We start from the raw sequence: 19,757 nt of genomic DNA, 5'->3' as shown, positions 1-19,757 counted from the left end.
CGACCACGATGAAAGCCCCAATCCGATGGAGAGCCATCATGATCGAAAGCACAGCGCAGCACACGATTCCCACCGCGACAATGGGTCAGGCGTCCTCGCTGACGCCGTCTGAAACCCCGGGGCGAATGCCCGAAGGCTTCCCGGGTGCGTTCACCCGGGCAGGCCATCCGGCGGCGGACCTGCCGACAGCCCCATCGGTCTCATCGACCGATCCATTGCGTCCATTGCGTCCGTTACCCTACGGCGGACCTTCGGCCGGATTCGCCGACGCCAGAGCTCCCTATGGCCCTGCCGATCTCACTCATTTCGTTGATCGCGCGCAGTGGTACCCTCAACCTTCCCCTCAGTCGTACCCCTGCACGCCAGGCTGTCCTCAGGAATCGCGTGGCGCGCAAATGGCGCTCACCGTGAGCGGGAATACGCGGCTGAACGTCGCGTTCACCGCCGTCGGCAGCCCCGCAACGGCCATGAGGCCTTACGCCCAGGCGCCGCTCGAGGCCGCCACGGCAGACCACTGCTCGCTGGCGGCGCCCGGTGCGTGCGGCGACGATGCCGAACCGCCGATCCGGGCGCGAAGCTTCGTCGAAAAGATCGCCGGGGGATTTGTCGGTGGCCTCACTGACGGCAAGCTGAAGATCAAGGATGCCGCCATGCTCGTGGGACGCCGCAGCACGCTCACCGACGGGAGCGAGGCGTTTTTCCCCGTGCACGACGAGGCGATACAGGAGTGGTCGAACGTGGCTCGCAACGGCGATGCCGCCTGGAATGCATTCACCAATCAGAACGTCGCGAGGATCATCGATGCGTTGCGACCGCGTATCGTGGCGACGGTCATGTCCGAGTTTGTCGCGAGACTTGCCCTGTTGCCGGAGGCCGACCGGCTTCCCGCGTTGAGGTGCATTCTGAACGACACGGCAAGGGGCGGCGTGGAGGCGGTGCGGGCGTGGCGGCCGCAACTGCCATTGTCCTTCCCGGCGAGTCAGCACGACGCGTTGGAAAAGCTTCTGCTGGAATACAACATCGCGCCGCAAGCGCCGACGCCAACACCCATGCCGACCCCGACCGATGACACGGTCAACGCCAGCCTCAGCATTCGCTAACCCGAGGCCCGGTTAGTGACGCGGGCCGTGACTCACGCGTGCCCGCGCTTCGCGCAGTTCTCTCGGATCGCGCTCGGTCCCGAGCGCGGCGGGCGGCAAGTCCGTGTCGAGGCATTCGACCAGATGCGCGTTGAGAATGGCTGCCAGTCCTTCGCCGCCGCGTCGCATGACGTAATTGTGGTTCCAGCGAAAGAGCGGGCGCGCGAGCGGCGCCAGCTTGTTCATCCACTCGCGTTTCGTATGCACGTCCCACGCATATCGAACGACGGTGATCGAACCTTCGGTGTCGAAGCGCCAGACGCCCGTGCCCTCGGCTTCGCCGGTCGCCACGCTGCGCACTTCGCGCATTGGATCGATATGCGTGATGCGGGTCTCGAAGGTCAGCGAGTAGGGCAACGCGCCGTGCCAGGTCAGTTCGCGCACGGCGCCCACGCCCTCGGCATCTCCCGGGTCGAGCGTACGGACTTCCCGGACGCACGGCCACCAGCGCGCCCAGTGGTCGACATCGCGAAGCGTGTCCCAGACTTCGTCCAGCGGCGCAGTGAGCCGCCACAAGGTGAGGAAGTGATAGTCGTTCATGGCCGTTCCCGGTCGTGGATGGAAGGGGTGCCGTCATGCCCCCTCGGACTGGGCCGATAGGGGGAATTTCAGTATAGGCGGCATCGCGCCGATCGGCGCGATGTGACCGACGACTGCCTCGATGCAGCATCGAAGATGTCCAGCGAGCGGGGTGGCCATCGTGGCCATCGCGGCCGACGCGCATCCGTTGTCATGAATTCATCACAATTCGTCCATAGAATCCCTGAGTGAAAACGTTTTCGTAAACGTTTACATTTGCATAAAATCCGTCAACTTCGAGAACGACGGCCAGAACAAAAGGAGCGGAGTGTGGCAGATATCCGGGATGTGGCGCAGCGTGCAGGGTGTTCGATTGCGACCGTGTCGCGCGCCCTCAATTCGCCGCATCTGGTGCGCCCCGAAACGCTGGCTCGGGTCCAGGCGGCCGCGCTCGAACTCAAATTCCGCCCCAATGCCCTCGGCCGCCAACTGCGCGGCGAGCGCACGGGGTTGATCGGCGTCATGCTGCCCACCCTCGGCAATCCCGTGTTCGCCGACTGCCTCGAAGGCATCGAAGCGGCCATCGAGGGGACGGGGCGACGGCTGCTGCTCGTGACCACCCAATACGACCCCGAGCGCGAACGCAACGCCATCGAGACCCTGCTGCAACAGCGGGTCGACGGTTTGCTGCTTACCCTCGCCGACGCGGAACACAGTGCGCTGATCGACGATCTTGGGGCAGAGGGAGTGCCGTGCCAACTCGTCTATAACGACGCCCCGCAGCGTCCGTGCGTCTCCGTCGATAACCGTGCCGCCGCCGCGCAGGGCGTGGCGATGCTCATCGAAGCCGGCCACCGCGACATCGTGATGGTGACGGGGGCGCTGCACGCCTCCGATCGCGCCAAGCGGCGCTACCTCGGCTATGGCGACGCGATGCAGGCCGCTGGCCTCACGCCGTTGCCCGCCTTCGAAATCGATTTCAACAGCGGCGGGCGCGGCGAACGCGTTCGCGAGTGGCTCGCCCGGCGCGAGCGAGATGGCGCGCGTCCCACGGCACTGTTCTGCTCGAACGACCTGCTTGCCCTGGGCGTGATGCGCGCGCTGCGCGAAGCCGGATTGCGGGTGCCGGACGACATGTCGGTGCTGGGCTTCGACGGCCTGGCCGTGGGCGAACTGCTCTCGCCCACGCTGGCGACGGTCGTGCAGCCGAGCGTGGAGATCGGCCGTCACGCCGCGCAGCGTCTGCTTGCCCAGATCGATGGTCGCGGCGATGGTCGCGGCGATGGTCGACCCGGTGCCGGCGTGGGTGCCTCGCACGATGCGTCGCTCGCCCGCGCGCTGATTCTGCCGCACGAGATTCGCCGGGGCGGTACGGTGTCGCCGCCGCCACCACATAGCACGCAAGGCGCGCGCGGTCCGCACGCCGGTCCCGGCGCGTCGCAAGTTTCGAAGTAATGCAGTAACCGTGCCGTAACTCGCAAGAAAGCAAGGCAGCAAGCAGCAAGGCGTTGGCTGGCGACTGGCTCCGTAGAGAGCGCGCAGCGCCCGTTGAGGCAATCAGGCATCCGGCCGTAAGGCCCGTACCCGACGGTAGAGAACCCACCTGCGGCGGCAATGTATGCCGCCCACGCTCAGACTTTCAGGAGCCCGGAAATGAAGCTTTGGATTACCCGCGCCGCGCGCACATTGGCGGTGTTCACCTTGCTCGGCGCTGGCGCCGCGCATGCCCAGCAGAGCGCCATCTGCTACAACTGCCCGCCGGAGTGGGCGGACTGGGCCGGACAGGTCAAGGCGATTGCGCAAGACACCGGCATTCGCGTGCCGCTCGACAACAAGAATTCCGGTCAGGCGGTCGCACAACTGATCGCGGAACAGAAGGCGCCGGTCGCCGATATCGTCTATCTGGGCATCACCTCGGCCATCGAGGCCGCGAAAAAGGGCCTGCTCGCCCCGTACAAGCCGGCCAACTGGGATCAGGTGCCGGCCAACCTGAAGGATCCGGGCGGCATGTGGACGACCATCCACTCGGGCACCGTCGGCTTCTTCGTGAACCGCGACGCCCTGGAAGGCAAGCCGGTGCCGCGCTCGTGGGCCGACCTGCTCAAGCCGGAATATCGCGGCATGGTGGGCTATCTGGACCCGAGCAGCGCGTTTGCCGGCTACGCCGCCGCCATTGCCGCCAACCAGGCATTGGGCGGTTCGATGGACAATTTCAGCCCGGCCATCGGCTTCTTCCAGAAGCTCAAGGCCAATGCCCCGATCGTGCCGAAGCAAACGGCGTACGCTCGCGTGCTCTCGGGTGAGATCCCCATCCTGATCGACTTCGATTTCAACGCTTACCGCGCCATCTACAAGGACCGCGCCAACGTGCAGTTCGTGATTCCGATGGAAGGCACTGTGTCGCTGCCGTATGTGATTGCGCTCGTGAAGAACGCGCCGCATGGCGATAACGGCAAGAAGGTCATCGACTACACGCTGTCGGACAAGGGGCAGGCCCATTGGGCGCAGGCGTTCCTTCGCCCGGTGCGCGCCGGCACGATGCCGGCGGACGTGGCCGCCAAATTCCTGCCGTCGTCCGATTACGCCCGCGTGAAGCCGGTCGATCTGCAAAAGCTCGCCGCGCAGCAGGACGCGTTCGGTCAGCAGTATCTGAAGAACGTGCGCTAAGTCGTTCGCCGCACACCGTAACAAGTCGTACAACGACCAACGAGGAAGAGGAGCAAAGCAAGCGATGCGCGACCTGACTCTGCCGCGCGGCTGGCGCGTGGCACTTCTACTACCGGCACTGGCGGTCTTTCTGGCGTTCTGGCTGTTGCCGATGGCCGCACTTGTGCAGGTGAGCGGCGACGGTCACGCGTTCGAGACCTATCGCGCGATTCTCACCAACGCGCGCTATCTCGACAGCCTGTGGCAAACCGTGGCGCTCTCGGCACTCGTCACGCTGGCCACACTGGCGTTATCGCTTGTGGCGGGCCTCTTCCTCACCCGCCATGACTTTCCCGGGAAATCGGCCCTCGTGTCGATGCTTACCCTGCCGCTGGCGTTCCCCGGCGTGGTGGTCGGCTTCATGGTCATCATGCTGGCGGGACGTCAGGGCCTGATCGGCGATCTGAGCGCGAAGCTCGTCGGTCACAAGCTCGTGTTCGCCTATTCGCTCGCCGGTTTGTTTCTCGGCTATCTGTATTTCTCGATTCCGCGTGTGATTCTGGCTGTGATGGCTGCGGCGGAATCGCTCGATCATTCGCTCACGGAAGCCGCAGCGTCGCTTGGCGCCGGCCCGTTCGCCATTGCGCGCGACGTGACGTTGCCCGCACTCGCGCCCGCGTTGATCGCGTCGGGCGCAATGTGCTTCGCGACCTCGGTCGGCGCATTCGGCACGGCGTTCACGCTCGCCACCGACATCGACGTGCTGCCCATGACCATCTACACCGAGTTCACGCTCAACGCCAATGTGGCGACGGCGGCGGCCCTCTCGGTGATTCTCGGCATCGTTACCTGGGCGGTGCTGATGCTTGCCCGCAATTTCGCCGGGCAGGCCGTCGCCGCCGGAGGTTGATCCGCATGCTCAAGAAAATTCTGTTCACGCTGCAACTGCTGCTCACGCTGCTCATGTGCGCGTTTTTGCTGATTCCGGTCGGGATGTCGATTCTCGCCGGGCTGTCGGTGAACTATTTCCGTGGGCCGTCCGCCGGCCTGACGTTCAAATGGGTGATTCAGGTCTGGCAGGACTATCACGACGCCATTCTGAATTCGCTCTATGTGGGCGTCGCCACGCTGGTGCTCGTCGCGCTGCTTGGCGTGCCTGCCGGTTACGTGCTCGCGCGCTGGCAGAGCCGCTACGCGCGCTGGATCGAAGAACTGCTCACGCTGCCCATCGCGCTGCCGGGACTGGCGAGCGCGCTGGCGCTGATCAGCGTATACGGGGGCATGCGCGGCTTTCGCGAGAGTCTGGCGTTCATCATCGTCGGCCATGTGATTTTCACGCTGCCGTTCATGGTGCGAGCCGTGGCGGCGGCGTGTGCCGACACGCGCATCAAGCTGATGGAAGAGGGGGCGGCGAGCCTCGGTGCGAGCTTCCTGCGACGCTTCGTGACGGTCGTGCTCCCGAACATTCGTAGTGAAATCGTGGCGGCCGCGCTGATCGTCATTACGCTTTCGCTGGGTGAATTCAATCTGACATGGATGCTGCATACGCCGGATACCAAGACGTTGCCGGTGGGGCTGGCGGATGCGTACGCGTCGCTGCGTCTGGAGATCGGCAGTGCGTACACGGCGGTGTTCTTCATGCTGATCGTGCCGCTGCTCATCGTCATGCAGATGACGGCGCAACGGGCCAAGGTCAGGAATGCGCGCGGTCGCACCTGAGTGCCGCTGATCGCCTCCGATTTCGCGGTTGCGCTGCACGCACACCGAATGCCAAGGATTTGACGATGAAACTGACTTCCATCCCGATTCACCTCGAACGCTGTGCCAAGACCTTTCACGGCAATACCGTTCTGCAACCGCTCGACCTGACCATCGGCGCGGGCGAAACACTGGTGCTGCTCGGCCCGTCCGGATGCGGCAAGACCACGACGCTGCGCATGATTGCCGGTCTGGAGCGCCCCGATGCCGGCGGCCGTGTGCGTTTCGGTGATGAGGACGTGACGCGCCTGCCGATCGAAAAGCGCCGTGTCGGCATGGTTTTCCAGAACTACGCCCTGTTCCCGAACTTCACCGTGCGCGGCAACGTCGCGTACGGCCTCAAGCTGCGCGGTCTGCCCTCGGCGCAGATCGACAAGCGTGTGGACGAGTTGCTCGATCTGGTGCATCTCACGCCTTACGCAGACCGCGCCATCGCACAGCTCTCCGGCGGACAGAAGCAGCGCGTGGCGCTGGCGCGCGCGCTCGCGCCGGAGCCGCGCGTGTTGCTGCTCGACGAACCGCTCACGGCACTGGACGCCAAGCTGCGTGAAACCGTGCGCGCCGATATGGACCGCCTGCTGCGCGGGCTCGGCGTGACGACGGTCTACGTCACGCACGATCAGGACGAAGCCATGGCGCTGGGCGATCGCATCGTGGTGATGAGCGCCGGGCGAATCGAGCAGATCGGCGCGCCCCGCGACATCTACTACCAGCCCGCCTCGCGTCATGTGGCGAACTTCGTCGGCACGCTCAACCGTCTGGCGGGCGTGTGGCGCGACGGTCATTTTCATCTCCAAGGCGGTCGTCTGGCGTGTCCGGCGGTGCGTGCGGATGTGGAAGAACTTTACTTCCGTCCTGAGGACGCCGTCGTCGTCCCCGCAGACGACGCCACGCTCACAGGCCAGGTCGAAGCGGTGCAGTTTCTTGGCGATCGTACGCGTCTGACGCTCACCGGCGTGTCCGCTGCCGGTTCGGTGCTGGTCGAAGTCTCCAGCCGTCGCGAGTGCCGCGTCGGCGACAAGGTGGGGCTGTCGCTGCCCGCCGCCCATGTCTTTTCGCTTCACGGATAAATTGCTCATGCTGTTCGCGCAAATCAGCGACCTTCACATCAAACGCCCCGGCAAGCTGGCGTACCGCCGCGTCGATACCGCCGCTTACCTCGAACGCTGTGTGGCGCGCCTCAATACGCTGGAACCGCGTCCCGACTTCGTGGTGCTCACGGGGGATCTCGTCGACTTCGGCGCTCGCGAGGAGTACGCGCACTTGCGTCGCCTGCTCGCGCCGCTGCAAATCCCGTACTACCTCGTGATCGGCAATCACGATGGGCGTGACGCGCTGCGTGAAGTCTTCCCCGAGCATACCTACCTCGGCAACCCGGGCGAGTTCGTGCAATACACCGCGATGCTCGGGCCGCTGCGGGTCGTGGCGCTCGATACGCAAGATCCGCCCAACGGCGGCGGGAAATTGTGCGACGCGCGTCTCGACTGGCTCGACGCGACGCTGGCGAGCGATACCCGAACGCCGACGGTCATCGCCATGCACCATCCGCCGTTTCTGTGCGGCATCGAGCACATGGATGTCCAGGCACTCGATCCCGCCGCTGCGGCAAAGCTGGCCGCCATCGTGAAACGTTTCGACAACGTGGAGCGGGTGATTTGCGGACACGTGCACCGACCGATTCACACGCGTTTCGCGGGCACCGTTGCCAGCGTGTGTCCGTCACCTGCGCATCAGGTGGCCCTGGATCTGCGTGACGGGGGGCCTTCGGCATGGGTGCTCGATCCGCCTGCCTTCCAGTTGCATCGGTACACGCCGCAGACCGGGCTCGTCTCTCATCTGGCCTTCGTCGACGACGCAGGCGGCGCGCATCCGTTTTACGATGCGTCGGGCGCGCTGATCGACTGATCGATCCTCGCGCGCGAACGAAATAACGAGGCCCCCGGCGGATCGTCCGGGGCCTCGTTCGTTCGATGCTGTCCGAAGCGGCTTGCGATGGCGTCTGGCGATTACAGCAAGTGCTCCAGTGCATCCGGGCCGAAGACCTCGCGGTGCATGCGCTGCGCGGGCACGCCGGCATCGCGTAGCGCACGCCATTGCGTCTGCATGAAAGCGGATGGGCCGCACAGCAGGTAATCGGCATCGCTTGGCAGGGCGAGGCGCGCAATGTCCATGCGCCCGGCAAAGGTGTAGTCGATGCCTTCGCGCTCGTTCGGCAGCGGCGTTTCAAAGAATGTCGCGACGCGCAGATGCGGCAGTTGCCGGGCGGCGTATGCCAGGTGACGGCGAAGCGCGACGTGCGCGCCGTTGCGTCCCGCGTGCGCGAACAGCACTTCGCGACGCGAGCCTTGTGCGGCCAGCGCCGCGACCATCGACATCATCGGCGTGATGCCCACACCGGCGCTCAGCAACACGAGCGCTCGGGTATCGGACTGCGGCAGCGTGAATTCCCCATAAGCGGGGCTGACCAGAAGACGGTCGCCCGCCTTGAGATTGGCGTGCAGCCAGTTCGATACCTGACCCGCAGGTTTCGTGTCGTTCGCCGCTTCACGCTTGACAGTGATGCGCCAGTGCGGCGCTTGCGGCGCATCGGACAGACTGTACTGGCGGCGCTGCTGCGCACCGTCCGGCAGGGTGACCGAGACGCTGACATATTGCCCCGGCGTGAACTCGCCGGGGGAGCCACCTTCCGGAGTCCGCAGATAGTAAGACGCGACGTGCTCGGTTTCGCGGTCGACGTCGGCCACGACCAACTCGCGCAGACTGCCCAGCGGGGCGTGCGTCTTCTCCGACAGGCGTGCTTCGGCGGCGATCAATGCGCCGGCGAGCAGCCAGTAGGCTTCGTCCCAGGCGGCAATGAGCGCGGGGGTGGCGGCGTCGCCGAGCACGGCCTTGATGGCGCCAAGCAAATGGCGTCCGACAATCGGATAATGCGCCGGCGTGATGCCGACCGACACGTGCTTGTGAACGATACGCTCGAGTACCGGTGCCAGCGCGGCGGCATTGTCGATGTTCGCCGCGTAAGCAAACACGGCCGAGGCCAGCGATTGCTGCTGCGCGCCGCTTGCCTGATTGCCCATATTGAAAAGATTGCGCAGCGCCGGATGAGCTTCGAACATGCTCGCGTAAAAGTGGCGCGTGATCGCAAGGCCGTGTTCGCGCAGGACCGGGACACTGGCGTCGATGTAGGGGCGGGAAGCGGCGGAAAGCATGAAAAGACTCCTGAGTTTTAAGATGCAAGTGAAATGCATCTTTTTGGTCGAACTTATGGCTGTGGCATCGGCACCGCGACAGCGCTGCATCGATTCGCGGTGCGGCATTCGGACGCCGGTCCCCAAAGCTCCATTCACGATCACTACATTCAAGGGCCCGGCGAGGTCATTATAAGATGCAAATAAAATGCATATTAAGAGGTTGCGACGGAATGCCGCACGAGGGAAGCGTCAGGAGACGCTTGCGTCATCGGCGTGGCGCGCGCGTAGGAGGTGTGGCGGGCGTTGACCGTCAGCGTCGCGCTCTTGCGTGTCTGGGCGATGAAGGCCATCCCCGCACGGATGAAGCGGGCCCGCTCGGCGCTCAGCGACGCGATGGCGGAATGCCCGGCGTGATTGCAGATCGTGGGGTCGCCGCCGTAGCGAAGCGCCGTGTTGAGCATGTAATCGGCATAGATGGCATCACCGGGACGGCGTGTCGCCACGGCGAGGAAGTGCATGAGCGTATTGCCTTCGAACCGGGGCACGTTGCAGTCCGGCGCCAGCGCGAGCAGGACTTCGGCCGCGCCGCAGTAACCGCGCAGCGTGAGCCAGAGCACGGGAGGCGATCCGTCCCGATGCAACTGCGTCATGTCGACGCCCTGCTGCTTGAGCGACTCGACCTGTTGGAACAGCGCTTCATGCGGGCGCAGCGGGTCGTGCCCGCCGTCGCACAGACGTTTGGCAAGCGACATGAGGGAAGCACTGACGGTCGGCAGCGTGCCATCCGATTCCTCGGCGGACTTCGGTCGGGGATTGGCAATGACGTGCAGCGCGCGCTCGCGTGCCTGGGAAATCATCTTCTGGCTAATACGCACGTAGTGCGAAAGGCTGTCCGGTAGCAGCGAGATGGCGGACACGCCAGCGTGGTTCTTCTGGTCGGGGTCGCCGCCGTAGCGTAAGGCGATGCTCAGGAGGAAGAACGCCGTGAACGAGTATGTCTTTTGGCGGGTGGCCGCTGCGAGCTGGTGCATCAGCGTGTTGCCGCTCTGATTGCCTTCCGATGTGTTGCACGCGGCGCCCAGTCCGAGCAGGACCTCGGCGGCGGCGCAGTAGCCGTTCAGGGCGAGCAGCATGGCGGGCGGGGAGCCTTTGCGGGACGGTGTGGCGAGACCCGCGCCGTGCGAGTACAGCGTCTTGCCCAGACGGTAAAGCGAGTCCTGCGCGATCAGCAGGTCATGCCCCTGCGAATGAAGGCGCTCGGCTTCTGCGGCCAGCGCCGTGGCGACCAGGGGCACGCCGCCAGCCGTCAGTTGATTGGGGTTCACACCGAAATTCAGCAGCGATGGCAGCCATTGCACGGCGACGTGGCTGCACAGATGGGAGAGCGGTGGATATACATCGCCGGGCAATTCCGAAATGGGGACGTCGGTGGTCGTGTCGCGCCCGCAGGCCACCAGCACGCGTAATGCGCGCTCCACCGTGGGCGCCGGTTCGGTGCCTGGGGCGTGCGCCATGATCGTGTCGACGAATAGCGTCGGGTAGGCCGAAGGGGCCGCCGCGTAGCGAAGCCAGAGTCGGAGGCCGTCGTCGCTCATCAGCAGAGCGGCGTCTTTGGGGGCCAGTCGTGCGCTGCGCGAGCGATCGACGAAGATGCCTGCGCTGTCGAGATCGGCAAGCGTTCTACGCCGTTCAGGCTTGCAGAATAGCGTCGCCATCGAAAATGCCAGCCCTTGCGGGTCGGTCGGACGCGCGATCAGACAACTGTCGCGCAGTTCGCGGCCCGCGGCGCTGGTGAGGCTCATCAACGTCTCCCATGCGACCTGCGACGAGCATTGCCCTTCGCGCAGCGTCCGGAGCAAATCGTCGAGTGTGAGGTTGCGCAGCGATGTCGTGGCGATGTCCGGCGACGCAACGTTATGGGGCGGGACGTCGTTCAGAGGCGATGTCATCGTGGACGGCGGCGTCATCGACGGGAAAGGGGAGAAGGGCATGGCGATTGGAAGTGGGCGTTGCCTGACAAAGGTCTGAAAACGGGATCAGCCGAGCGTCTTGATGCGACGAAATGCCGTGGCGCGTGTCGTGACGAGAAACGCAATGTCGATCTGCGTGCCGAGCGAAACGGTCTCGGGCACCCATTCGCGTGCCGTGTACCCGGCGCCGTTCACGCGGTCGAGATCGGCGCCATAACGCAAGGCGACCCGCAGCATGTAGCGGGCGAGTTGCGCGTTATCGGCATGCGCCGGGTCTTGATGAAGTCGGGAGGCGTGGGCGAGATGGTGCATCAGCGTATTGCCGTTCGGGTCCGGCGCGTTCGGATCGGCGCCGCAGGCAAGCAGCGCTTCGGCCGCGCCGCACAGCCCGTGGAAGGTGAGCAGCGCGACGGACGGCACGCCGCGACGGTTCTGCGCCATCAAATCGCCGCCGTAACGCTTCAGAAGCTCCGCGAGGCGATGCAGCGAGCCGTGGGCATGCATCACGTCTTGTCCGGCGTTGTGCAGGCGCACTGCTTCGGCGCGCATGGCGGCCACGGTCAGCGGCATGCCGCGCTGGCTACGTTGATTGGCATTCACCCCGAGTTCGAACAGACGGCGCAACCAATGCGGCGCGACCTGACTGCACAGATGGGCGAGCGGATTGAGCGGTGGCATTTCCAACATGGCCGACGGCGCGGTGTCGGTCCGGTCGCGCCCGCACGCGACCAGAATGCGCAGGATCTTACCGATCCGTGTCCGGTCGCTGACGGCGGTGGTGCCGAAGATGTCCGACCCGTCGAACACGTTGAGGTATCCGGTCGGGGTGGCCGCGTATTGCAGCCAGAGCAGCAGCCCTTCGGTGCTGCGGAGCAGCGCCGCGTCGTCGGCCCGCAGATTTCGCGCGAGATCGGGCATCAGAAAGATGCCGGCATCGACCAGTCTGTCGACGGTGCGCTCGCTTTCCTGCGTGGTGAGCAGCGTGACCATTTCAAGAAACAACGGTCCATTGGGCGACGCCTTGTCGCATGCGTCGCGCAACTCCCGGCCGGCGTACGTCTGCGCGTTGACCAGAACGTTCCAGATGTCTTGCGTGCGATAGCGGGGCGGTCGAAGCGGTTGTGTGTGCTGCGTATCGAGCAGTTCGGCGAGCGACATCGCGGCAAGCGGCTCCCTGCCGGCCTGCCAGTTGGGCGCTGCGGAAGAGGAGGAAGAGGAGGAAGACGAGGACGAGGTGACGTCGTCGCGCGAACTGGTGCTGTGGGCACAGGTGGGGATGGGTGGCGTTCCGGGCATGGTGATGAGCGCTGTTGGCGGCGTGTGGTGCAAAGGCGGCATGGTTGCGCATAAGACGAGGCCGCGTTTTGGCATTCACGCCGGGAAGCTATCGACCGCGGACATGCCGATGCGGGCGCGCAGGCGAACTACAATGCGGTATTCACGATTCGTTGCGATGCATTTCACATGTCGGACAAGAAAACTTCGGCGCCCGCTTCGGCGACAGACGTAGCGGCTCACACGGCGAGCGCACAGGACAGCGAGGCCGTGATCGCGGCGACGCGTCACTGGCTCACGCGCGCGGTGATCGGGCTCAACCTCTGCCCGTTCGCCAAGGCCGTCCACGTCAAGGATCAGGTTCACTACGTGGTGAGCGCGGCGCGCGACATGGAGGGCGCGCTGCTGGATCTGGAGAGGGAATTGCAGTGGTTATCGGAGGCGGACCCGCAAGACGTCGACACGACGCTGCTGATCCTGCCGCACGCCTTGCTCGACTTTCATGAGTACAACGACGCGCTGTTCTTCGCCGAGCGCATGCTCAGGCAGTTGCATCTGGAAGGCGAACTACAGATCGCGAGCTTTCATCCCGACTATCAGTTCGAAGGCACTGCGCCGGATGACGTCGAGAACTTCACGAATCGGTCACCGTATCCGATTCTGCACTTGCTGCGCGAAGCGAGCATCGACCGCGCTGTCGCCGCGTTCCCGGACGCCGAGACAATCTACGAACGTAACGAAGCGTTGATGCGCAAGATGGGTTCCGCGGGATATCACGAATGGATGGCGCAGCCCGCCGAGGACGAAGAGGGCGCGAACGACAACGTCATCGATGAAGCAGGCGAGGACGGTCGCAAAGGATGACGGCGTGAGGATCGGATCGCCGTGGGCCGTGGCGGCGCCATGCACGCGCGGACGATCCCCGACGACAAGTACGAAACGGCAAAAACAAAAAAGCCGCACGATAAATTCGGGCGGCTTTTTTGTTGACGACTGCGTCTTGCTTGCATGACCAGGGACTGCGTAAGTCGCTGGTGCCGGAGAGAGGAATCGAACCCCCGACCTTCTCATTACGAATGAGCTGCTCTACCGACTGAGCTACTCCGGCGCTGCGAAGAAGTGAGATATTAGCAGACTTTCCGGATTTGTCACTACTTTTTTCAAAGATTTTTTGTGATGCTTGCGGGCATTACGCGTAAATCCTTGAAATTCCAGCGATCCTGCGCTCTCGTCGTCGCGAAAATTTTTCGGCGTGCGTGGCTTGCGCGACGACGATCGTCCGACCGGGTGTCGTGCCTTGCGCTGCGCGTTACTTTGCGCTCGCCTCGCGGTGATAACCGGTCACGCGTTCGACCTCGTTTTTCGAGCCGAGGAACACGGCCACACGCTCATGCAGCTTCTGCGGCTGGATGTCCAGAATGCGTTGCACGCCGTTGGTGGCGGCGCCGCCTGCCTGCTCCACGAGGAAGCTCATCGGGTTGGCCTCGTACATGATGCGCAGCTTGCCCGGCTTGTCCGGATCACGCTTGTCGGCCGGGTACATGAATACGCCGCCGCGCGTGAGAATACGATGCACGTCCGCCACCATCGACGCGATCCAGCGCATATTGAAATCCTTGCCGCGCACGCCTTCCTTGCCTTGCAGCAACTCGCCGATGTAGCGCTGCACCGGCGGGTACCAGTGGCGCTCGTTCGACATGTTGATGGCGAACTCCTTGGTGTCTTCCGGGATACGCATACCTTCCTGCGTCAGCACCCACGAGCCCATCTCGCGATCCAGCGTGAAACAGTTCACGCCATGACCCGTGGTGAGCACCAGCACCGTTTGCGGGCCATACACCGCGTAACCGGCCGCGACCTGTTGCGTGCCGGGTTGCAGGAAGTCCTTCTCCGTCGGATCCGTCACGCCGTCCGGGCAACGCAGCACCGAGAAGATCGTGCCGATCGACACGTTCACGTCGATGTTCGACGAACCGTCGAGCGGATCGAACATCAGCAGATATTCGCCTTGCGGATAGCGGTTCGGAATATGAAAGACATCTTCCATTTCTTCCGACGCCATGGCTGCGAGATGACCGCCCCATTCGTTCGCTTCGAGCATGATCTCGTTGGAGATCACGTCGAGCTTCTTCTGCACTTCACCCTGCACGTTCTCGCTGCCGGCGCTGCCCAGCACGCCACCGAGCGCGCCCTTGGACACGGCATGGCTGATGGACTTGCACGCGCGTGCGACGACTTCGATCAGCAGGCGCAGCTCGGCGGGAATGTTGTTGTATTCCCGTTGCTGTTCGATGAGATATTGAGTAAGGGTCTTGCGCCGCATGAGGGCCTCCGGAAATGCAAAAAAACGTACCTATTCGTGATGGACGCAATTTTACTCGTAAAGCGACACTGCCCCCGCGAAAAATCCGTGGGGGCAGTGCAATGTCGAATGTGCGCGATCCGTTGCCCGGCTTCATCCGGGCCGCCGGCCCGTCGCGCCGGGGTAGGGACAAGGACTGACGATCAGTCGAGGCCGTCGAACAGCGCGTCGTCCGGACCGATGTGCGACGGCGAGCGCCATGCAGCGTCGCGCATGCTGTGCTGCACTTGCTTGTCCACGCCGAGCAGGATGGCGAAGATCGCCATACGCACCGGAATTCCGTTGTCCGTCTGACGGAAGATCGCAAGACGCGGGTCGTGATTCAGGTCGGTCGACAGATCGTTGGCGCCCGGACGGCTGTCGCGCGGCAGCGGGTGCATGATGATCGTGCGGCTGTCGCAGTACTGGTTGATGAGCGCTTCGTTGATCTGGAAGTCGGGGGTGTAGCCCTCGATGGCCTCGTCGGCAAAGCGCTCCTTCTGAATGCGTGTCGCGTAGACGACATCGGCGCCGGCCAGATCGGCCAGCGAATTGCTCTGCACGATGACGTGGCCGTTCTGCGAGATCTGATCGAGAATGTACGTCGGCATTTCCAGCGACGGCGGCGAGATCAGCGTGAACTTCAGGCCGCGGTACAGCGCGAGCAGCTTGATGAGCGAGTGCACCGTGCGACCATAGCGCAGGTCGCCGACCATCGCGACGTGGGCGCCGTCGACCAGCTTGCCCAAACGCGAGAACTCGCGGCCGATCGTGTACAGGTCGAGAATGGCCTGGCTGGGGTGTTCGCCCGGACCGTCGCCGCCGTTGATGACGGGGATGTTCGTGGCGCGGGCGAATTCGGCGACCGAGCCCTTTTCCGGGTGGCGCACGACCAGTGCGTCGACGTAGCCGCTCATGACGCGGCTCGTGTCGTAGATCGATTCGCCCTTGGCCATCGACGAGAACGTGAAGCCGGTCGTGTCGCACACCGAGCCGCCCAGACGGCAGAACGCGGAGCCGAAGCTCACGCGGGTGCGCGTACTGGCTTCGAAGAACAGGTTGCCGAGCACAGCGCCTTCGAGCACGCGCGAGATCTTCTGGCGGCGTGCGATCGGCTGCATGATGTCGGCGACGTGGAACAATTCTTCGAGCGAGTCGCGCGAGAACTGGTCGACGGAGATCAGATGCGGCTTGCCGTCGAGGCCCATGCGTTCGCGCAACGGCTTGTGTGCGCTTTGCGTAGATTCCGCGGACGGTGCCTCGCGACCGAGAATTTCGCCGACGAATTTCTCCACGATACTCGGCATCGTGCGATATTCGCTCGAATCTTCCGGCAACAGCCAGGTGTCGAGGGCGCGCCGGCGAACGCCGATACGCTCGGCGAAGGTGTCGCGGGTCATGTTCAGGCGACGCATCGCGTCGCGCAGGAAAGTCTGCTGTGCACTCATGGTCGGGTCGGCAGGTATGTGTACGCGATGCGTATAATAGGCGTCGATTCGTTGTTTGTCCAGCAAAAGACGTGCTCCTCGCGGGGCCGCGCCAGCCGGGCGTTTCCGGCATTTCCGGTGTATTGCCGTACGGGTTATGGAAAACCTTCTCCGCAAGCTTGATCTCACATCTTTGCGTCTTTTCGTGGCCGTTTGCCAGGAGCGGAGCATGGCGCGCGCCGCCGAGCGGGAATTCATCGCGCCCTCGGCGATCAGCCGCCGCATTGCCGACATCGAAGCTATCGTCGGACTTCCCCTCATCCAGCGTCATCAGCGCGGGATCACCGTCACGCCGGTCGGTGAGACGGTGCGCCGCTATGCCGAACGGATTTTAGGCACGATCGAATCGTTGGGCGCCGAGCTGTCCCAATTTCATGAAGGCGCGCGCGGCAGCGTGCGCATTGCGGCCAATCTGTCGGCCATCGTGCAGTTTCTGCCGGAAGACCTCGCGGCGTTCGGGCGCGTGTTCTCGGCGGTGGACGTCGAGCTCGACGAGCAGCACAGCAACGAGGTGCTGCAGCGTGTGGCCGAACGGGCGGTCGATGTGGGCATCTGTAACGCCGTCGAAGGCATTGAGGCCTTCACGATGGTGCCGTACCGCCGCGACCGGCTGGCCGTGATTCTGCCCGCGAGCCACCCGTTGGCCGCGCGTACCGGCGAGATTCCGTTCTCGGCTTGCGCAGGCGAGACGCTCGTCGGCCTGCAAGGCAACAGCGCGCTCACGCAGTTGTTGCGCCAGCAGGCGAGTGCCGCCGGGGAATCGTTGCGTATCAAGATTCGCGTGTCGAGTCTCGATGCCCTGTGTCGCATGGCGCACGCGGGGCTGGGCATCGCCATCGCGCCGGAGCAGGTCGGCCAGTTGTACGTTGGCAAGCTCGACATTGTTGTGCGTCCGCTTACCGACGAATGGGCGCATCGCCAGTTGTGGCTCGTTTTCCCGTCGCGCGAGCAATTGAGTGCGACGGCGTCGGCCGTGGTGAATTTTCTGGCGCAAGGGCAGCAAGGGCAGGGGGCGACGACCGGTGCGTAGCGCGACACCGTGAAAGCGTCCGTATCGCCCGTCGTCTCCGTCGTCACCACTTGTCTCCCTGGTACCCCCTCGTACCGACGCGGCTTCAAGATCTCGTCGCTTCGCAAACGGTCACGCCCGGCTTGCCGAGACGGCACGGCAGGGCGATGACGCGGCCGCTATGCTGTCTTCCGGAGGCAATTACCGCATGGAAGACATCATTCGTTTCGACGGCCGCGTGCTGTTCCTGTCCGACGACCCGGACATCGTGCGTCGTCAGATCGGGGGCGAGTCCATCACCCGCGCGCAGGCCGGCGCGTTGCGCGATAACGTCTCGACCGACGAAATCACGCCCGTGACCGTCATGCTCACGTACGACGAGCGGCTCGGTCGCTATCCGTACGTCGGTTTCAAGGCGGGAAACGAGATGCCCATCGGCGAGCACGACGTGCGTCGCGGCGGCTTTCAGGTGACGGTCGCGGGCAAGCGTTACGGCAAGGGCTCGTCGCGCGAATCGAGCCCGCTCGCCGAATTGTCGGCCGGCATACGGCTGATCGTGGCCGAGAGCTTCGAGCGCATCTATCAGCAGAACTGCGACAACATCGGCATTCTGACCACGACCGATTTCGGCGTGCTTGACCGCATTCTGGCCGGTGAGGCCATTCCGATTACCGAGTTTCTCAAAGGGCGAGATGCCCTCACGCAGCAGATCATTCGCAGTGGCGGTCTGCTCGCGTACAGCAAGTTCGCCGAATGGCCGGCGCCCGTGGCGCGTACCGACGCGCGAGCGCGCACGCTCGTCGAAAAGATCATGGCGCAACGCCTGCACCCGGGCACGCCGGGCACCGAGCATGGTGACGGGGTGTTCGTGAAAGTGGACTGGCGTTTCTCGCACGATTACTTCACCGGTATGTGCGCGCACCTGATGCATCGCGCCTTCGGTGAACCGGCGGTGCTGCACGATCCCGCGCGCATCATCGCGTTTCAGGACCATCTGGTGCTGGCCGGGCAGAGCTTTCCGCACGTCTCGCAGGGCCTGTTGCCCGATGTGGCGAATCTGACCAGCGGACATCGCGAGTTCGTCGCCCGATATCCCGTGCTCGCGCACGGTCAGCTGACCGACGATGGCGAGCCGGGGGCCGAGGGCGCCGACGGCATCTGCCATGCGCTCATGGCCGAACGCTACGCGCTGCCCGGCCAGATCGTCATTGGTACGGATTCTCATACGCCTCACGCGGGCGCGCTGGGTTGTCTCGCCTTCGGTGCAGGCGCCACCGACATCGCGAACAGTTGGGTGACGGGGTATGTACGCTGCAAGGTGCCGCAGACGCTTCGCATCGAGATCGACGGTGAGCTCGCGCCAGGCGTGACGGCCAAGGATGTGGTGCTCCATTTGCTGCGCCTGGACACGATTCGCAGCGGCGGCGCCATCGGTCTCGTCTTCGAATATGCGGGCAGCGCGGTGCGCGCCATGTCGGTCGACGAGCGCGCCACGCTCACCAATATGGTCGCGGAACTGGGCGGTTTCACCGGCATCGTGGCGCCGGATGAAAAAACGGTGGCGTTTCTCAAGGCGCGTCGCGGCATCGATTTCACGCTCGAACCGTGGATGACGAGCGATGCCGACCCCGCCTATCACGACGTGATCCGTATCGATGCCGCATCGCTCACGCCGATGCTCGCGCGCCCCGGCGACCCGGGCAACGGTGTCGCGCTGGCTGAGCTGGACACGCCCGTGCCGATCGACATCGCCTATGGTGGCTCGTGTACCGCCGGCAAGCGCGATGACTTCGACGCGTATCACGACGTGCTCTCGTGGGGGCTGGCCAGAGGCCTGCGCGTCGCGCAGGGCAAGCCGCTCTTCCTGCAATTCGGCACCATGGACGTGCGCGCCTATTGCGAGCGGCAGGGCTATCTGAAGACGTTCGAGGAAGCGGGCGTGACGCTCATCATGCCCGGATGCGGCGCATGTGCGAACTGTGGCCCCGGACAGTCGACATCCGCCGGGCAAGTCACGATCAGCGCGATCAACCGCAATTTTCCGGGGCGCTCGGGCCCCGGCAACGTCTGGCTGGCGAGCCCTTACACGGTGGCCGCAAGCGCGCTTGCCGGGCACATCGTCAGTTTCGATGAACTGAAGGCGACGGCAACGCCGTAATCGGACACGCTCAGGGATGCGGTTTCGACAGGTGTGACGAATACCGCTGTAGGGGCTTCTCTCGGAACGTCATGCTGCGCACTGCGGCCTCTCATGCTGCACCGTGCCGTTGTCAATGAACATCGCAAATTTTCGTAGTACGTGGCAAAGGTGACTGGCGCGGTGTCATTCGTGGCACAATTTCGGCCTCGTGCCTGTCGATTCATGGTGTATCCGACGTCCGTCAGCGATGTCGGTCAAGTGAGCAGTTCGGCCATGACCGAA

16 protein-coding genes and 1 tRNA gene are annotated in these 19,757 nt (G+C 64.2%); 10 read left to right on the top strand and 7 right to left on the bottom strand.

Annotated features, from left to right (window positions below; genetic code table 11):
* Positions 1 to 38: 38 nt before the first annotated feature.
* Positions 39 to 1,100: a hypothetical protein gene (locus tag UC34_RS17015; RefSeq protein ID WP_157123223.1), complete on the top strand. Its 1,062-nt coding sequence runs from the start codon at positions 39 to 41 to the stop codon at positions 1,098 to 1,100.
* Positions 1,101 to 1,112: 12 nt separating this feature from the next.
* Here the strand turns inward: UC34_RS17015 and UC34_RS17010 are convergent, their stop codons facing one another.
* Positions 1,113 to 1,679: an SRPBCC family protein gene (locus UC34_RS17010; protein WP_044456487.1), complete on the bottom strand. Its 567-nt coding sequence runs from the start codon at positions 1,677 to 1,679 to the stop codon at positions 1,113 to 1,115.
* Positions 1,680 to 1,988: 309 nt separating this feature from the next.
* Between UC34_RS17010 and UC34_RS17005 the strand changes: the two genes are divergently transcribed.
* The 6 genes from UC34_RS17005 (at position 1,989) to UC34_RS16980 (ending at position 7,967) form a co-directional block, all read left to right on the top strand.
* Positions 1,989 to 3,113 (top strand): LacI family DNA-binding transcriptional regulator, encoded by a 1,125-nt coding sequence (locus tag UC34_RS17005; RefSeq protein WP_237165135.1) that lies wholly within the window; start codon positions 1,989 to 1,991, stop codon positions 3,111 to 3,113.
* A gap of 198 nt (positions 3,114 to 3,311) precedes the next feature.
* A complete protein-coding gene (locus tag UC34_RS17000) occupies positions 3,312 to 4,325 on the top strand; it encodes an extracellular solute-binding protein (RefSeq protein ID WP_044456486.1) in 1,014 nt (337 codons plus the stop codon).
* Between the two features lie 64 nt (positions 4,326 to 4,389).
* The gene (locus UC34_RS16995) at positions 4,390 to 5,214 is read left to right on the top strand and encodes an ABC transporter permease (protein ID WP_044456485.1); all 825 of its coding nucleotides are present in this window, start codon (positions 4,390 to 4,392) and stop codon (positions 5,212 to 5,214) included.
* A 5-nt stretch (positions 5,215 to 5,219) separates the two neighbouring features.
* The gene (locus UC34_RS16990) at positions 5,220 to 6,023 is read left to right on the top strand and encodes an ABC transporter permease (RefSeq protein WP_044456484.1); all 804 of its coding nucleotides are present in this window, start codon (positions 5,220 to 5,222) and stop codon (positions 6,021 to 6,023) included.
* 65 nt (positions 6,024 to 6,088) lie between these two features.
* Complete coding sequence (locus UC34_RS16985; RefSeq protein ID WP_044456482.1) at positions 6,089 to 7,132, top strand: ABC transporter ATP-binding protein; 1,044 nt, start codon at positions 6,089 to 6,091, stop codon at positions 7,130 to 7,132.
* A gap of 7 nt (positions 7,133 to 7,139) precedes the next feature.
* Positions 7,140 to 7,967, top strand: a complete 828-nt coding sequence (locus UC34_RS16980; protein WP_044456480.1) for a phosphodiesterase — start codon at positions 7,140 to 7,142, stop codon at positions 7,965 to 7,967.
* A gap of 101 nt (positions 7,968 to 8,068) precedes the next feature.
* Here UC34_RS16980 and UC34_RS16975 read toward each other — a convergent pair whose 3' ends face one another.
* The 3 genes from UC34_RS16975 to UC34_RS16965 all read right to left on the bottom strand — a co-directional run bounded on the left by UC34_RS16975 (position 8,069) and on the right by UC34_RS16965 (position 12,561).
* On the bottom strand, positions 8,069 to 9,271 hold the full coding sequence (locus UC34_RS16975) for a globin domain-containing protein (protein ID WP_044456479.1): 1,203 nt from the start codon (positions 9,269 to 9,271) through the stop codon (positions 8,069 to 8,071).
* Between the two features lie 194 nt (positions 9,272 to 9,465).
* Entirely contained in the window at positions 9,466 to 11,202 is a 1,737-nt protein-coding gene (locus UC34_RS16970) for a hypothetical protein (protein WP_157123222.1), read from the bottom strand.
* Between the two features lie 87 nt (positions 11,203 to 11,289).
* Complete coding sequence (locus tag UC34_RS16965) at positions 11,290 to 12,561, bottom strand: hypothetical protein (protein ID WP_157123221.1); 1,272 nt, start codon at positions 12,559 to 12,561, stop codon at positions 11,290 to 11,292.
* A 126-nt stretch (positions 12,562 to 12,687) separates the two neighbouring features.
* Between UC34_RS16965 and UC34_RS16960 the strand changes: the two genes are divergently transcribed.
* Complete coding sequence (locus UC34_RS16960) at positions 12,688 to 13,362, top strand: DUF1415 domain-containing protein (RefSeq protein WP_084070756.1); 675 nt, start codon at positions 12,688 to 12,690, stop codon at positions 13,360 to 13,362.
* A 168-nt stretch (positions 13,363 to 13,530) separates the two neighbouring features.
* Here the strand turns inward: UC34_RS16960 and UC34_RS16955 are convergent.
* The 3 genes from UC34_RS16955 to UC34_RS16945 form a co-directional block, all read right to left on the bottom strand.
* Positions 13,531 to 13,606: transfer RNA gene (locus UC34_RS16955), tRNA-Thr, on the bottom strand.
* A 201-nt stretch (positions 13,607 to 13,807) separates the two neighbouring features.
* On the bottom strand, positions 13,808 to 14,821 hold the full coding sequence (locus UC34_RS16950) for a class 1 fructose-bisphosphatase (protein WP_044456473.1): 1,014 nt from the start codon (positions 14,819 to 14,821) through the stop codon (positions 13,808 to 13,810).
* A 182-nt stretch (positions 14,822 to 15,003) separates the two neighbouring features.
* The gene (locus UC34_RS16945; protein ID WP_039402605.1) at positions 15,004 to 16,287 is read right to left on the bottom strand and encodes an aspartate carbamoyltransferase; all 1,284 of its coding nucleotides are present in this window, start codon (positions 16,285 to 16,287) and stop codon (positions 15,004 to 15,006) included.
* A gap of 208 nt (positions 16,288 to 16,495) precedes the next feature.
* Between UC34_RS16945 and UC34_RS16940 the strand changes: the two genes are divergently transcribed.
* Together UC34_RS16940 and UC34_RS16935 are read left to right on the top strand one after the other, a co-directional pair.
* Positions 16,496 to 17,356 (top strand): LysR family transcriptional regulator, encoded by an 861-nt coding sequence (locus UC34_RS16940; protein WP_472462592.1) that lies wholly within the window; start codon positions 16,496 to 16,498, stop codon positions 17,354 to 17,356.
* Between the two features lie 187 nt (positions 17,357 to 17,543).
* On the top strand, positions 17,544 to 19,493 hold the full coding sequence (locus UC34_RS16935) for an aconitase family protein (RefSeq protein ID WP_044456471.1): 1,950 nt from the start codon (positions 17,544 to 17,546) through the stop codon (positions 19,491 to 19,493).
* Positions 19,494 to 19,757: the final 264 nt, after the last annotated feature.

Source organism: Pandoraea vervacti (genome assembly GCF_000934605.2).
GTDB lineage: Bacteria > Pseudomonadota > Gammaproteobacteria > Burkholderiales > Burkholderiaceae > Pandoraea > Pandoraea vervacti.
The sequence above is the reverse complement of the archived record's forward strand: the minus strand, read 5'-3'. Positions and strand labels throughout refer to the sequence as shown.

Coding starts and splice junctions, on each gene's coding strand:
- UC34_RS17015 (WP_157123223.1), top strand. CDS start 39: ATGATCGAAAGCACAGCGCAGCACACGATTCCCACCGCGACAATGGGT.
- UC34_RS17010 (WP_044456487.1), bottom strand. CDS start 1,679: ATGAACGACTATCACTTCCTCACCTTGTGGCGGCTCACTGCGCCGCTG.
- UC34_RS17000 (WP_044456486.1), top strand. CDS start 3,312: ATGAAGCTTTGGATTACCCGCGCCGCGCGCACATTGGCGGTGTTCACC.
- UC34_RS16995 (WP_044456485.1), top strand. CDS start 4,390: ATGCGCGACCTGACTCTGCCGCGCGGCTGGCGCGTGGCACTTCTACTA.
- UC34_RS16990 (WP_044456484.1), top strand. CDS start 5,220: ATGCTCAAGAAAATTCTGTTCACGCTGCAACTGCTGCTCACGCTGCTC.
- UC34_RS16985 (WP_044456482.1), top strand. CDS start 6,089: ATGAAACTGACTTCCATCCCGATTCACCTCGAACGCTGTGCCAAGACC.
- UC34_RS16980 (WP_044456480.1), top strand. CDS start 7,140: ATGCTGTTCGCGCAAATCAGCGACCTTCACATCAAACGCCCCGGCAAG.
- UC34_RS16975 (WP_044456479.1), bottom strand. CDS start 9,271: ATGCTTTCCGCCGCTTCCCGCCCCTACATCGACGCCAGTGTCCCGGTC.
- UC34_RS16970 (WP_157123222.1), bottom strand. CDS start 11,202: ATGACATCGCCTCTGAACGACGTCCCGCCCCATAACGTTGCGTCGCCG.
- UC34_RS16965 (WP_157123221.1), bottom strand. CDS start 12,561: ATGCCGCCTTTGCACCACACGCCGCCAACAGCGCTCATCACCATGCCC.
- UC34_RS16960 (WP_084070756.1), top strand. CDS start 12,688: ATGTCGGACAAGAAAACTTCGGCGCCCGCTTCGGCGACAGACGTAGCG.
- UC34_RS16950 (WP_044456473.1), bottom strand. CDS start 14,821: ATGCGGCGCAAGACCCTTACTCAATATCTCATCGAACAGCAACGGGAA.
- UC34_RS16945 (WP_039402605.1), bottom strand. CDS start 16,287: ATGAGTGCACAGCAGACTTTCCTGCGCGACGCGATGCGTCGCCTGAAC.
- UC34_RS16940 (WP_472462592.1), top strand. CDS start 16,496: ATGGCGCGCGCCGCCGAGCGGGAATTCATCGCGCCCTCGGCGATCAGC.
- UC34_RS16935 (WP_044456471.1), top strand. CDS start 17,544: ATGGAAGACATCATTCGTTTCGACGGCCGCGTGCTGTTCCTGTCCGAC.